Here is a 14,721-nt window from a genome sequence, read left to right as displayed (position 1 = left end):
AGCGCCGGCCGGCGCCGCCATCGACCACGCGCCGCTAAAGATTTCGCCGAAGTTGCCGTATTAACCGGTCGACTAGCGGTGACGCGTGCGTTCCGCCTCCTCTCCCTCCCCACTCAGGATGTTCCATGAGATTGACTCAATTGGGCCGGGTGAGCGTCGGCGCGCGTCTCGCGGCGCTGGCGTGCGCACTCGTCGCCGTGCTGTTTACCGTGTTCGCGTGGACGCTCGCTCATTTCGCCGGCCAGCAGCTGGCTGAAGAAGCCCACATGCGGATCGTCGACAAGGAACAGTCGATCCGCGCGATGGTCGACCTGTTCGACAAGGCGCTGTCGGCCGAAGCCAACCGCTCGATGTCGCTGTTCGCGAGCTTCCTGCCGCCCGATTTCTCGCTCGACCCGACGCGTACCGTCGACATCGGCGGCGTCGCCGCGCCGACCCTGCTCGCGGGCGGCCAGCCGCTCGACCTCGACTATTCGATTCCCGACCAGTTCCTGAAGAAAAGCGGCGCGATCGCGACGATCTTCGCGCGCGACGGCGACGATTTCGTGCGCATCACGACATCGCTGAAGAAGCAGGACGGCGCGCGTGCCGTCGGGACGAAACTCGACCGTGCCGGCCCCGCGTACGCACCGCTCGTCGCCGGACGCAGCTACACGGGCCTCGCGAAGCTGTTCGGCCGGCCGTACATCACGCAGTACAAGCCGGTGACCGATGCGACCGGCCGCGTGATCGGCGCGCTGTTCGTCGGCCTCGACATCGGCGCCGAGCTCAAGCTCGTCGAGGACGGCATCCGCTCGCTGAAGATCGGCGACAACGGCTACTACTTCGTGCTCGATGCGTCGCAGGGCCCGTCGCGCGGCACCTTCGTCGTGCATCCGGATGCCGACGGCCAGCGGGCCGACGACACGCGCGCGCCGTACGCGCAGATGCTCGCAACCGGCCAGGGGCGGCTCGCGTACACGTCGACCGACCCGGCCGCGCACGACGGCGGCCCGACCGCGAAATTCGTGTCGTTCACGACGATTCCGCAGTGGCAGTGGCTCGTCGGCGGCATCGCGCTCGACGACGAACTGCTCGCCACCATGCGCGCCACCCGCAACCGCTTCCTGATGATCGGCGCGGTGCTCGTCGCGGCGTTCGCGACGCTGTTCGTCATCGTGGTGCGCCGCGTCGTGAGCCGGCCGCTCGATGCGGCGGCACGGGCGTCCGAACGCTATGCGGCGGGCGATCTCAGCGTGCGCATCCGCGATGGCGCGGCCACCCGCGGCCAGGCCGGCGACGACGAGATCGGCCGGCTCGTGCAGGCGGTCGACGGGATCGGCGACGGCCTCGCGCGGATCGTCGCGCAGGTGCGCAACAGCTCCGCGGACATCGCGCGCGGCACGGTCGACATTGCCGCCGGCAGCAGCGACATCGCCGCGCGGATCGCGACGCAGGCGAGCAGCGTCGAACAGACGGCCGCCAGCATGGAACAGATCACCGCCGCCGTGCAGCAGAGTGCCGAGCACGCGGCGCAAGCCAATGCGCTGGTCGCGGACGCGTCGGCCGCCGCGACGAACGGCGACGCCGCGGTGCAGCGCGTGGTCGCGACGATGGACGACATCGGCCGCGCAACGCGCCGGATCGCCGAGATCACGGGCGCGATCGAAGGCATCGCGTTCCAGACCAACATCCTGGCGCTGAACGCGGCCGTCGAGGCCGCGCGCGCGGGCGAACACGGCAAGGGCTTCGCGGTGGTCGCGGCCGAGGTGCGCGCGCTCGCGCAGCGCAGCGCGGCCGCGGTCAAGGAGATCGACGCGCTGAGCGCCGAATCGTCGACGACCGTCGAACAGGGCTACCGGATCGCGGAGGCCGCACGCGGCACGATGCGCGACATCGTCGCGCGCGTCGACCAGGTCCGCACGCTGATCGGCGAGATCAGCGCCGCGTCGCGCGAACAGTCGACCGGTATCGAGCAGGTGAACCTGGCCGTCACGCAGATCGGCGACGCGACGCAGCAGAACGCGATGCTGATCTCGGATGCCGAACGCGCGGCCGTCGCGCTGCGCGACCAGGCTGCGCATCTGTCGGACGCGGTCAGCGTGTTCCGGCTCGAACGGAAGGCGTGACGGAGAACGGCCGGCCCATCGCCTACTTCTTGTCGTCGCCCGCCAGATCGATCGCCTTGTCCGACCCCACCGCATTGCGCAGCTGGAACTTCTGGATCTTGCCGGTCGACGTCTTCGGCAGTTCGCCGAACCGCACGGCCTTCGGCACCTTGAAGCCCGCGAGCAGCGCCTTGCAATGCGCGACGATCTCCGCCTCGGTCACGCTCGCGCCTTCGCGCAGCTCGACGAACGCGCACGGCACCTCGCCCCACTTCGGGTCGGGCATCGCGACGACGGCCGCGACCGCCACCGCGGGATGCCGGTACAGCGCATCCTCGACCTCGATGCTCGAGATGTTCTCGCCGCCCGAGATGATGATGTCCTTCTTGCGATCCTTGATCCGGATATAGCCGTCCGGCATCAGCACCGCGAGATCGCCGGTATGGAACCAGCCGCCGTGGAACGCGTCGTCGGTCGCCTTCGGGTTCTTCAGGTAGCCCTTCATGCAGATGTTGCCGCGGAACATGATCTCGCCGAGCGTCTCGCCGTCGGCCGGCACCGGCGCCATCGTGTCGGGATCGAGCACCGTCGCGCCCGCCTCCAGGTGATAGCGCACGCCCTGGCGCGCGTTGAGCCGCGCGCGCTCGTCGTCGCTCAGTGCCTCCCAGTGCGACTGCTTCGCGCAGACGGTCGCCGGGCCGTAGACCTCGGTCAGTCCGTACACGTGCAGCAGGTCGAAGCCGATCTCCTTCATCTTCGCGATCACGGCCGGCGCGGGCGCCGCGCCCGCGACCATCGCGTGCACCGTGTGGTCGATGCCTTCACGGAATTCGGCCGGTGCGTTCGCGATCGCGCTCTGCACGATCGGCGCGCCGCAATAGTGCGTGATGCGTTCGCGGCGGATCAGGTCGAACACCGTCTTCGCATCGAACTTGCGCAGGCAGACGTTCACGCCCGCGCGCGCCGCGACGGCCCACGGGAAGCACCAGCCGTTGCAGTGGAACATCGGCAGCGTCCACAGGTAGACGGCGTGCTTCGGCATGTCCCATTCGAGGAGGTTGCTGACGGCCGCGAGATACGCGCCGCGATGGTGGTAGACGACGCCCTTCGGGTCGCCGGTCGTGCCGGACGTGTAGTTCAGCGCGATCGCCTCCCATTCGTCGGCGGGCGGCGTCCACGCGTAGTCGGCGTCGCCGCTCGCGACGAGCGCCTCGTAGTCGGTCGCGCCCGCGAAGCGCGCGGGATCGGCCGGCATCGCATCGGCCACGCTGACGATCTTCAGGCCCGGCACCTCGAGCGCCGCGCGATGCGCGAACTCCGCGTATTCGGTGTCGACGATCAGCACCTTCGCCTCGCCATGACGCAGCATGAACAGCACCGACGACACGTCGAGCCGCGTGTTGATCGTGTTCAGCACCGCGCCGGCCATCGGCACGCCGAAGTGCGCCTCGACCATCGCCGGAATGTTCGGCAGCATCGCCGCGACCGTGTCGCCGCGCTCGACGCCGAGCCGCGCGAGCGCGCTCGCCAGTTGCTTCGCGCGCGTGTAGGTCTCGCCCCACGTGCGGCGCACGTCGCCGTGCACGATCGCGAGGCGCTCGCCGTAGACTTCGGCCGTCCTGACCAGGAAGTCGATCGGGGTGAGCGGCACGTAATTCGCGTCGCGGCGGCCGAGCCCGGCCTCGAACATCTGCGTCATGATCCTGTCTCCCGTGTCCTGTCGACCGGGGCGCATCCACCCCGGATCGTTTTGATGTGGTTCAATTGCCGACAGCCTAACGGGCACTATTGTGAGCGGTCTGTCATCGAAACGACAGAGTGCCTTTCACGCGCTGCGCGTTATCCCTATCCTCGCAAACCCGCACCCATGCACGACCCTCTCGTTGCCTCGCCCGACGCGCCCGCCGCCCCGGCCGACACCCTTTCCGAACCGGGCCCGCTGCCGGCGCTGGCCACGCTGTTCGGCCAGTGCGCGTGGTTCCGCACGCTCGCGCCCGAGCACCAGGCGCTCGTGCTCGCGCAGTCGCGCGTCGAGCAGTGCGAGGCCGGCGATGTGATCGCCCATCGGCTCGCGCCATCCGAATACTGGATCGGCGTGCACCGCGGGCTGCTGAAGCTCGCGATCTTCAATGCGTCCGGGCGCGGCTGCACGTTCTCCGGCGTGCCGTCGGGCGGCTGGTTCGGCGAAGGCAGCGTGATCAAGCGCGAGCTGCGCAAGTACGAGGTCGTCGCGATCCAGCGCTCGACCGTGCTGTTCGTGCCGGTCGACACGTTCCACGCGTTGCTCGACACGAGCCTGCCGTTCACGCGTTTCGTGATCCACCAGTTGAACAACCGGATGGGCGAATTCATCGCGTCGATCCAGAACAGCCGGCTGCTCGACGTCGATGCGCGCGTCGCGCAGGCGCTCGCCCAACTCTTCAACCCAGACCTGTACCCGGACACCGGCCCGTCGCTGTCGATCTCGCAGGAGGAACTGGGGATGCTCGTCGGCGTATCGCGACAGCGCATCAACCAGGCGCTGCAGCAGCTCGAGAAGCTTGGTGCGCTGCGGCTCGCGTACAACCAGATCGACGTCGTCGATCTCGGGGCGCTCGCGCGTGTCGGGATGGAGCAGATCTGAGCGCGGGCCGATGAACGGAATCGCCATCGAAGCAGCGCGCCCATCCGGTATCGCGACCGTTTTCCGGCCGTCGCGCCGCGCGGCGTTTCCTCTGCTGAATCGGCAATCGGCCGCCCCGCCCCGACCTGACAATTCCGCCAGTTTCGCGACAGTAACCCGTTCCACGCCGACGCCTATCATTCGGGTGCCCTTTACCCACGCCTGATCACCGCCCGTCCCGCTGCCTCCATGTGGATCGTCAATCTCGCGCTCAAGCGCCCCTACACGTTCATCGTGATGGCCATCATGATCGTGCTGGCCACCCCGCTTGCGCTGATGCGCACGCCGGTCGACGTGCTGCCCGCGATCAACATTCCCGTGATCAGCGTCATCTGGAATTACAGCGGCTTCTCCGCGACCGAGATGACGAACCGCATCACGTCCGTGCATGAGCGGATCCTGACGACGACCGTCAACAACATCCAGCACGTCGAATCGACGTCGTTGCCCGGCATCGCGGTCGTGAAGGTGTTCCTGCAGCCGGGCGCGAACGTGCAGACGGCGATCGCGCAGACGGTCTCGTCCGCGCAGGCGATCGTGCGGCAGATGCCGCAAGGCGCGACGCCGCCGCTCGTGATCACCTATTCGGCGTCGAGCATCCCGGTGATCCAGCTCGGGCTGTCGAGCAAGACGCTCAGCGAACAGTCGCTCGCCGACATCGCGCTCAACTTCCTGCGCCCGCAGCTGATCACGGTGCCGGGCGTGCAGATCCCGTTCCCGTACGGCGGCCGCACGCGCGTGGTCGCGATCGACCTCGATCCGCAAGCGCTGCAGGCGAAGGGGCTCACGCCCGCCGACATCGTCAACGCGGTCAACGCGCAGAACCTCGTGCTGCCGACCGGCACCGCGAAGATGGGCCAGACCGAATACCGGATTGACACGAACGCCTCGGCCGACACCGTCGCCGACATCAGCAGCCTGCCGGTCCAGACCATCAACGGCGCGACCACCTACCTGCGCGAGGTGGCGTCGGTGCGCGACGGCTTCGCGCCGCAGACCAACGTCGTGCGCCAGAACGGCCAGCGCGGCGTGCTCATCTCGATCCTGAAAAGCGGCGATGCGTCGACGCTCAAGGTCGTGTCGGACCTGAAGGCGCTGCTGCCGAAGGTGATCCCGACGCTGCCCGAAGGGCTCACGATCACGCCGCTGTTCGACCAGTCGGTGTTCGTCAACGCGGCCGTCCAGGGTGTGATCCACGAGGCGCTGATCGCCGCCGTGCTGACCGCGATGATGATCCTGCTGTTCCTGGGCAACTGGCGCAGCACGCTGATCATCGCGATCTCGATTCCGCTGTCGATCTTCACGTCGCTGATCGCGCTGTCCGCGCTCGGCGAGACCATCAACATCATGACGCTCGGCGGGCTCGCGCTCGCGGTCGGGATCCTGGTGGACGATGCAACGGTGACGATCGAGAACATCGAGCGGCACCTGCATCTCGGCACGAACCTGCACGACGCGATCCTCGAAGGCGCCGGCGAGATCGCGGTGCCCGCGTTCGTGTCGACGCTGTGCATCTGTATCGTGTTCGTGCCGATGTTCTTCCTGACGGGCGTCGCGCGCTTCCTGTTCGTGCCGCTCGCGGAAGCGGTCGTGTTCGCGATGCTCGCGTCGTACGTGCTGTCGCGCACGCTGGTGCCGACGCTCGCGATGCTGCTGTTCCGCGCGCAGCAGGCGGGCACCGGCGCCGGCCATGCGACGTCACGCTTCGCGCGCATCCATCATGCGTTCAACGCGGCGTTCGAGCGGCTGCGCGCGTGGTACATCGTGCTGCTCAGCATCCTGCTGGTGCGCCGCCGCTTCTACGCGATGTGCTTCCTCGGCTTCTGCGTGCTGTCGACGGGCCTCGTGTTCGTGCTCGGCCGCGACTTCTTCCCGAATGCGGATTCCGGCAACATCCGGCTGCACATGCGCGCGCCGACCGGCTACCGGATCGAGGAAACCGCGCGCCTCGCCGACCAGGTCGAGCGCGTGATCCGCCAAACCGTGCCGCCTGACGAACTCGGCGCGATCGTCGACAACCTCGGCCTGCCGGTGAGCGGCATCAACCTGTCGTACAGCAACGCGGGCACGATCGGCACGCTCGACGGCGAGCTGCTGATCGCGCTGAAGCCCGGCCACCGCGCGACCCAGCACTACGTGCAGACGCTGCGCCAAGTGCTGCCCGAGCGCTTCCCGGGCGTCGAGTTCTTCTTCCAGCCGTCGGACATCATCACGCAGATCCTCAACTTCGGCCAACCGGCCGCGATCGACCTGCAGGTGCTCGGCAACGATCTCGCGAGTAACATGACTATCGCGAGCAGCCTGATGAAAAAGGTCAGGCAAATCCCCGGCGCCGTCGACGTGCACGTGCTGCAACGTAACGACGAACCGACCCTGCTGGCCGACATGGACCGTACGCGCATGCAGCAGCTCAATCTCTCCGCGCAGAACGTCGCGCAGAACATGCTGATCTCGCTGTCCGGCAGTTCTCAGACCACGCCGTCGTTCTGGATCAACCCGCGCACCGGGGTCCAGTACCCGCTGCAGATCCAGACCCCGCAATACAACATTTCGTCGGTCGACGACCTGCTCGGCACGCCGATCTCGGCGAGCGGCCGCACGGGCATGCCGCTGCAACTGCTCGGCAACCTCGTGCAGGTGCGCAGCACCGCGAACCCGGCCGTGATCACGCACTACAACATCCGCCCGGCGATCGACGTGTACGTGAGTGTCGAAGGCCGCGACCTCGGCGCGGTGGCCGGCGAGATCGACCGCATCGTGTCCGGTGCGCGCGCGACGCTGCCGCGCGGCACCGAGCTGACGATGCGCGGCCAGATCGAGACGATGCGCACGTCGTATATCGGCCTCGGCGCGGGCGTCGCGATGGCGATCGTGCTGGTCTACCTGCTGATCGTCGTCAATTTCCAGTCGTGGCTCGACCCGCTGATCATCATCAGCGCGATGCCGGCCGCGCTCGCCGGCATCGTCTGGATGCTGTTCATCACCGGCACGCACCTGAGCGTGCCCGCGCTGACGGGCGCGATCATGACGGTGGGCGTCGCGACCGCGAACAGCATCCTGGTCGTGTCGTTCGCGCGCCAGCGCCTCGCGGACGGCGCGCCGCCGCTCACGGCCGCGCTGGAAGCCGGCGCGACACGGATCCGGCCGGTGCTGATGACGGCGCTCGCGATGATCATCGGGATGGTGCCGATGGCGCTCGGCCTCGGCGAAGGCGCCGAGCAGAATGCGCCGCTCGGCCGCGCGGTGATCGGCGGGCTGCTGTTCGCGACCGTGTCGACCCTGCTGTTCGTGCCGCTGGTGTTCGGCGGCGTGCATGCGCGGCTGGCCCGCCGGCGTGCGCGCCAGGCCGGCCACTGACTTTCGTCCCACTACCCGGTTGATTTGGTTGAATTCATGGAAGAGAAACATCACAGCGCGGTCGGCATCCAGGTGGACGAACACGGCATGCACCTGCCGACACGGTCGTCGGTGTCGCGACGCGGGAAAATCGTCCTGGTCGTGATCGGCGTGCTGCTGGCCGCCGGCGCGGCGCGCACGGTCGTCGTCAACGTGCTGAACCACAACCGGCTCGACGCGGTCGCCGAGCAGAACACGCGCCAGTACGTGACCGTCGCGCATCCGGTCGATGCGGCCACCGGCGGCAAGCTGACGCTGCCCGGCACGCTGCGCGGTTTCGTCGAGGCGCCGATCTACGCCCGCGCGAGCGGCTACGTGCTGCGCTGGCAGGCCGACATCGGCGCGCACGTGAAGCAGGGCCAGACGCTTGCCGAACTCGACACGCCCGAGCTGAACCAGGAACTCGCGCAGGCCACCGCGCAGCGCCAGCAGGCGCAAGCCGCGCTCGCGCTCGCGAAGACGTCGTTCGACCGCGCGCAGCAATTGCGCCAGCGCGATGCCGTCTCGCAGCAGGAACTCGACGACCGGCAAGGCGCGTTCAACCAGGGCACCGCGAACCTCGCGGCGGCCGATGCGAACATGCGCCGCCTCACCGAGCTGAAAGGCTTCCAGCGGATCGCCGCGCCGATCGACGGGATCGTCACGCAGCGCAACGTCGACGTGGGCGATCTCGTCAGCTCCGGCAACGCGGGCCGCTCGCTGTTCACGGTCGTGCAGGCCGACCGGCTGCGCCTCTACGTGCAGGTGCCGCAGGCGTACGCGCAGCAGGTGAAGGTCGGCCAGCACGTGAGCGTCGCGCAGGCCGAGCTGCCGGGCCGGACCTTCGACGGGACGGTCACGCGCACGTCCGAGGCGATCGACGTCGCGACGCGCTCGCTGCAGATCGAGATCACGCTGCCGAACCCGGACGGCAAGCTGCTGCCCGGCGCGTACGTGCAGGCGACGTTGCCGATGACGCCGGTCGGCCGCCTGCAGGTGCCGGCCAATACGTTGCTGTTCCGCGCCGAGGGCCCGACGGTCGCCACCGTCGATGCGAACGGCCGGGTGCGGCTGAAGCAGGTGACGGTCGTGCGCACGATCGGGCAGACGCTCGAAGTCGACGGCCCGCTCACGCCGAACGACCGCCTGGTCACGAACCCGAGCGACGCGCTCGCGAACGGCGACCCGGTGATCGTCACGGCGCCGGCCGCGAAGCCGGCCTCCGGCGCCGCGGAGGCGAAGTCGTGATCGCGCTGCGCGTCCGCCGGCGGCCTGCCGCCGTCTCCATCACGTCGGTTGCGCTGGCCGCCGCGCTCGCCGGCTGCACGGTCGGCCCCGATTACAGACGGCCCGCTGTCGACACGCCGGCCGCGTGGCGGCTCGACCCGGCGGATGCGTACTGGCATCCGGCCGCGCCGGCCCGCGCGCCGCTCGACCCGGCATGGTGGACCGCGTTCGGCGATCCGCAGCTCGATGCGCTGGAAGCCGACGCGCTGCGCAACAACCAGAACCTGAAAGCCGTCGCCGCGCGCTACGACCAGGCGAAGGCGACCCTCGCGTCGGTCGCGTCGGCGCAGTATCCGGCCGTCGGCCTGAACGCGAGCGGCCAGCGCTTCAAGATCTCCGCCGACCGGCCGCAGACCAACTACGCGACGAAAAGCATGTCGACCGTGCAGAACGAGATCCAGGTCGGCGCGGCCGTCAGCTACGAACTCGACCTGTTCGGCCGCGTGCGGCGCAGCGTCGAATCGGCGCAGGCGACCACCGCGCAGGCCGGCGACGATTTCGCGAACGCGCGCCTGGTGCTGACCGCCAATCTCGCGTCGAGCTATTTCGCGCTGCGCGAATTCGACACCGAGATCGACGTCGTCAAGCGCTCGATCGACCTCCAGCAGAAGGCGCTCGACTACGTGAGCGCGCGCCACGACCTCGGTGCGGTGTCGGGCCTCGACCTGCTGCAGCAGCGCGCGCAGCTCGACGCAACGCGCACGCAGGCGCAGTTGCTGCTCCAGCAGCGCGTGCAGGTCGAGACCGCGATCGCGACGCTGGTCGGCACGCCGGCCCCCGCGTTCTCGATCGCGCCGCGCGTCGTGCCGATCAACGCGCCGGCGCTGCCGACCGGTCTGCCGAGCGACGTGCTGCAGCGGCGCCCCGACGTCGCGTCGGCCGAGCGCGCGATGGCCGCCGCGAATGCGCAGATCGGCGTCGCGCGCGCCGCGTATTTCCCGCGCATCACGCTGTCGCCCGATATCGGCTGGGACGCGACGCGCTTCGCCGGCCTGTTCACCGTGCCGGCGTTGCTGTGGTCGGTCGGCGGGTCGCTCAGCCAGCCGCTGTTCGAAGGCGGCAAGCTGAAGGCCGGCGTCGATTTCGCGCAGGCCGGCTATGTCGCCGCGCAGGCCAGCTACCGGCAGACCGTACTCACCGCGTTCCAGGAGGTGCAGAATGCGGTCACGGGACTGTCGGTGCTCGCCGACGCCGCGCAGCAGGCCGCCGCGGCCGTCGACGACGCGCGCAAGCTCGTGTCGCTCGCGCAGGATCGCTACGCGGGCGGCCTGACGCCGTTCATCGACGTGCTGACGGCCCAGCAGCAATTGCTGACGAGCGAGCGGCAGGCCGTGCAGATCCAGGGCCAGCGCGCGGCGCTCGTCGTGTTTCTCGCGAAGGCGCTGGGCGGCGGCTGGGATGGCCAAGCCGCGGGCGACCCCGCGCCGGCCGAGGTCGCCACGGCAGCGCCGGTGCCAGCCCCGGCCGCGGCGCGCCCCAGCCCTTAACCGGATTACCCGGACAACGGATTCGAACATGAAAGTCCTGATCGTCGAAGACGAACCGAAAGTCGTTGAATACCTGAAGAGCGGCCTGACCGAGGAAGGCTGGGTCGTCGACACCGCGCTCGACGGCGAGGACGGCGCGTGGAAAGCCGTCGAATTCGACTACGACGTGGTCGTGCTCGACGTGATGCTGCCGAAGCTGGACGGCTTCGGCGTGCTGCGTGCACTGCGCGCGCAGAAGCAGACGCCCGTCATCATGCTGACCGCGCGCGACCGCGTCGACGACCGCGTGCGGGGCTTGCGCGGCGGCGCCGACGACTACCTGACCAAGCCGTTTTCGTTCCTCGAGCTGATCGAGCGGCTGCGCGCGCTGACGCGCCGCGCCCGCGTGCAGGAATCGACGCTGATCTCGATCGGCGACCTGCGCGTCGACCTGATCGGCCGCCGTGCCACGCGCGACGGCACGCGCCTTGACCTGACCGCGCAGGAATTCCAGCTGCTCGGCGTGCTCGCGCGGCGCAGCGGCGAGGTGCTGTCGAAGACGACCATCGCCGAACTCGTGTGGGACGTGAACTTCGACAGCAACGCGAACGTCGTCGAAACGGCGATCAAGCGCCTGCGCGCGAAACTCGACGGCCCGTTCACCGACAAGCTGCTGCACACGATCCGCGGCATGGGCTACGTGCTCGAGGCGCGCGAGGACGGCGACACCGAGAGGCCGGCATGAAACGCTCGATCGTCCTGCGGCTGTCGGCGATGTTCGGCATCGTGTCGCTGCTCGTGTTCACGCTGGTGGGCTGCGGGCTGTTCGTGATGATGGAGCGCCAGCTGTTCGCCGAGCTGCGCGCGACGCTCGATACGCGCACCAAGGTCGCCGAGATGATCGTGTCGCATGCGACCACGGCCATGCGCGGGCGTCTCATGCAGGAAAAGCTCGCCGACCTCGAACCGCCCGACGGCTCGACGCACTACCAGGTCGACAGCCCGAATCCGGATTTCCGCTTCGGCACGCCCGTCGACGGCGTGCCCGTCGGCGCACCGTTCGGCGCGTTCCAGCGTTATGCGTTGAACCACAGCACCTACGACGTGATGACGAAGACCGTCATGGTGGCCGGCAACGGCGAGCGGCCGACGCTGAAGCTGATCGTCGCCAGCTCGTGCGAGCGCACGCAGCGGATGCTGCGCCGCTTCGGCTGGACGCTCGCCGGGCTGATCACGATCGCCACGATCATCACGTTGCTGCTGAGCCGCGCGGTGGCCCGCTTCGGGCTCGCGCCGCTCGACCGGCTGTCGCAGGACGCCTCGGCGATCAGCCTCGCGAACCGCCGCCAGCGGCTGCAGACCGACGCGCTGCCGCCCGAGCTGCGCGACCTCGCCACGTCGTTCAACGGTGCGCTCGACCGCATCCAGCAAACCTACGCGCGGCTCGAGGCGTTCAACGCGGACGTCGCGCACGAGCTGCGCACGCCGGTCAGCATCCTGATCGGCCAGACCCAGGTCGCGCTGACCAGCCGCGACCGCACGGTCGAGCGGATGGAGCGGACGCTGCAGTCGAACCTCGAGGAATTCGAGCGGCTGCGCGTGATCATCAACGACATGCTGTTCCTGTCGCGCAGCGACCGCGGCGAACGCGCGACCGACCTGAAGGACGTGTCGCTCGCCGACGAAGTGCGGCGCATGCTCGACTTCCTCGAAATCCCGCTCGACGAAGCGCAGTTGCGCGCCGAGCTGCACGGCGATGCGCGCGCAGCCGTCGATCCGTCGCTGTTCCGCCGTGCGATGACGAACCTGCTGATCAACGCGATCCAGCATTCGGCGCCCGGCGCGACTGTCAGCGTGACGATCGTGCGTCGCGACACGCTCGTCGAAATGTCCGTCGCGAACCCCGGCGAGCCGATCGACCCGGCGCGGCGTTCGCACGTGTTCGAGCGCTTCTACCGGCTCGAGGAAGCCCGCGCGAACAGCAAGGAGAACCACGGGCTCGGGCTGTCGATCGTCAAGGCCGTCGCCGAGATGCACGGCGGCAGCGTATTCGTCGCGTGCTCGGGCGGCATCAATACGTTCGGCTTCTCGGTCTCGACGAAACCCTGCGCCGGGGGCCCGCTGCCCCCGGCCGACCGGCACGAGACCCGGCCGGCGCACGCGCCGAGCGCGCTGCACTGACGGCGGCCGCGCGGCCGCCCGACGAGGGCAGTTTTCTTCAATACGGGCCCGCGCGGCGCCCGTAGTCTCGATGCGACTTTCGACCTTTCGCATGGAGACACCCAATGAGCATGCTGGTTTCGATGGCCGCGTTCGCGCTCGCCTCGTCGATCACCCCCGGCCCCGTCAACATCGTCGCGCTCAGTGCCGGCGCCCGCCACGGCCTCGGCGCGAGCCTGCGCTATGCGGCCGGCGCGACGCTCGGCTTCGTCGCGCTGTTCCTGCTGATCGGCCTCGGGCTGCACGCGGCGCTCGCGCGCTGGCCGGTGCTGACCACTGTCACGCAATGGTCGGGGATCGCGTTCCTGCTGTATATGGCGCTGCGGCTCGCGCTCGACGACGGCCGGCTGTCGGCCGACCCGGACGTGGCCGGCCCGTCGGCGGCGGCCGGCGCGGCGATGCAATGGCTGAATCCGAAGGCGTGGCTCGCGTGCGTGGCCGCGATGGGCGCTTATGCGGCCGATGGCGACCGCACGCAGGTCTGGCAGTTCGCCGCGCTGTATCTGGTGATCTGTTTCGCGTCGATCGCGTGCTGGTCGTATGCGGGCGCGTCGCTGCGGCACCGGCTCGCGAACACGCGGCACATGCGCGTGTTCAACCGGCTGATGGCGCTGCTGCTCGCGGGCAGCGCACTCTTCCTGCTCGACGTGTAGCGCTTGCCGTTCAGCTCGTCGCGCTGCGGTACTGACCGGGCGTCGCCGCCGCGATCCGCCGGAACGCGCGCTGGAAATGCGCCTGGTCGGCGAAGCCCGCGTCCAGCGCGACGTCGGCGATCGGCCGGCCGCGGCGCAGCTCCGTGCGGCCGTACTGCACGCGGCGATCGATCAGGAACGCATGCGGCGTCATCCCGTAGCGGGCGTTGAACGCGCGGATCAGGTATGACGGCGACAGATCGGCCGCCGCGCAGATCGCATCGAGCGTGACGCCCTCGCGGCAATGCGCGGCGATGTAGTCGGCCGCGCGCGCGAGCCGGGTGTTGTCGTCCCCGGCGCGCGGGCCGGGCAGGTCGCGATCGAGCGCGCCGTGCAGCGCCGTGAAGAACTCGACCGCCGCGCTCTCCTTGCCGAGCGGATCGACGCCGGGTGCGACGAGCGTGCGGTAGAAGCCGCCAAATTGCGCGAACAGGTCGTGCCGCTCCGTCAACTTCTGCGAAAAGCCGTGAAAATCGCTGTTCGGATCGCGGCCCAGCGCATGCTGAAGCCGCGCGAGCCACGGCACGTCGACATAGACCATCCGGTACGCCCATGCGTCGGGGCCGTACGGATTGCACGCATGCACCTGTTCCGGATCGATGATCACGAGCACGCCGCGCCCGACGTGCGCGTTCGTCGGGCCGTTCACGTACGTGCTCGTGCCGCCGACGATCGCGCCCACCGAAAACGTGTCGTGCGTGTGCTTCGCGTAACAGATCGCGCGGCCGTCGTCGACGGTGCGCGCCTCGATGAACGGCAGCGCGGCGTCACGCCAGAACGGCGACGGGACGACGGATCGGTTGGCGGTACGGCTCACGCGGCGGGCTCCCGGTTCGGATGGCGAACGCTCACCGTACAAGACTGTGCGGCGCCGCGCAACCGGATCGGCGGATTGCAGCTTCAATACCGGATCGCGCCGTTTCGCCTAAGCT

General features: G+C 69.1%; 10 protein-coding genes. 8 read left to right on the top strand and 2 right to left on the bottom strand.

Going from position 1 to position 14,721, the window contains the following annotated elements; translation table 11 throughout:
* Positions 1-125: 125 nt before the first annotated feature.
* Positions 126-2,108, top strand: coding sequence for a methyl-accepting chemotaxis protein (locus CFB40_RS24450; protein ID WP_089432623.1), 1,983 nt, complete (start codon positions 126-128; stop codon positions 2,106-2,108).
* Positions 2,109-2,130: 22 nt separating this feature from the next.
* Here the strand turns inward: CFB40_RS24450 and CFB40_RS24445 are convergent, their stop codons facing one another.
* Positions 2,131-3,786, bottom strand: coding sequence for an acyl-CoA synthetase (locus tag CFB40_RS24445; RefSeq protein WP_089432622.1), 1,656 nt, complete (start codon positions 3,784-3,786; stop codon positions 2,131-2,133).
* A 168-nt stretch (positions 3,787-3,954) separates the two neighbouring features.
* Between CFB40_RS24445 and CFB40_RS24440 the strand changes: the two genes are divergently transcribed.
* From CFB40_RS24440 to CFB40_RS24410, 7 genes are all read left to right on the top strand, one after another.
* Complete coding sequence (locus tag CFB40_RS24440) at positions 3,955-4,710, top strand: Crp/Fnr family transcriptional regulator (RefSeq protein ID WP_179255303.1); 756 nt, start codon at positions 3,955-3,957, stop codon at positions 4,708-4,710.
* A gap of 228 nt (positions 4,711-4,938) precedes the next feature.
* Positions 4,939-8,106 carry an efflux RND transporter permease subunit gene (locus CFB40_RS24435; protein WP_089432621.1) on the top strand — a complete coding sequence of 1,056 codons (3,168 nt, stop codon included), beginning with the start codon at positions 4,939-4,941 and terminating at the stop codon, positions 8,104-8,106.
* Between the two features lie 36 nt (positions 8,107-8,142).
* The gene (locus CFB40_RS24430) at positions 8,143-9,372 is read left to right on the top strand and encodes an efflux RND transporter periplasmic adaptor subunit (protein ID WP_089432620.1); all 1,230 of its coding nucleotides are present in this window, start codon (positions 8,143-8,145) and stop codon (positions 9,370-9,372) included.
* A gap of 5 nt (positions 9,373-9,377) precedes the next feature.
* Complete coding sequence (locus tag CFB40_RS24425) at positions 9,378-10,898, top strand: efflux transporter outer membrane subunit (RefSeq protein ID WP_089433303.1); 1,521 nt, start codon at positions 9,378-9,380, stop codon at positions 10,896-10,898.
* A 28-nt stretch (positions 10,899-10,926) separates the two neighbouring features.
* A complete protein-coding gene (locus CFB40_RS24420) occupies positions 10,927-11,622 on the top strand; it encodes a heavy metal response regulator transcription factor (RefSeq protein WP_011355331.1) in 696 nt (231 codons plus the stop codon).
* A complete protein-coding gene (locus CFB40_RS24415) occupies positions 11,619-13,058 on the top strand; it encodes a heavy metal sensor histidine kinase (RefSeq protein WP_089432619.1) in 1,440 nt (479 codons plus the stop codon). The genes CFB40_RS24420 and CFB40_RS24415 overlap by 4 nt, the downstream gene beginning before the upstream one ends.
* Before the next feature lie 104 nt (positions 13,059-13,162).
* Positions 13,163-13,750 carry a LysE family translocator gene (locus CFB40_RS24410; protein ID WP_089427592.1) on the top strand — a complete coding sequence of 196 codons (588 nt, stop codon included), beginning with the start codon at positions 13,163-13,165 and terminating at the stop codon, positions 13,748-13,750.
* A gap of 10 nt (positions 13,751-13,760) precedes the next feature.
* On the opposite strand, the gene CFB40_RS24405 is transcribed toward CFB40_RS24410, so the two are convergent.
* Positions 13,761-14,606: a helix-turn-helix transcriptional regulator gene (locus tag CFB40_RS24405; RefSeq protein WP_089432618.1), complete on the bottom strand. Its 846-nt coding sequence runs from the start codon at positions 14,604-14,606 to the stop codon at positions 13,761-13,763.
* Between the last annotated feature and the right edge of the window lie 115 nt (positions 14,607-14,721).

Origin of the sequence: Burkholderia sp. AU31652, assembly GCF_002223155.1 — a bacterium.
GTDB lineage: Bacteria > Pseudomonadota > Gammaproteobacteria > Burkholderiales > Burkholderiaceae > Burkholderia.
The sequence above is the reverse complement of the archived record's forward strand: the minus strand, read 5'-3'. Positions and strand labels throughout refer to the sequence as shown.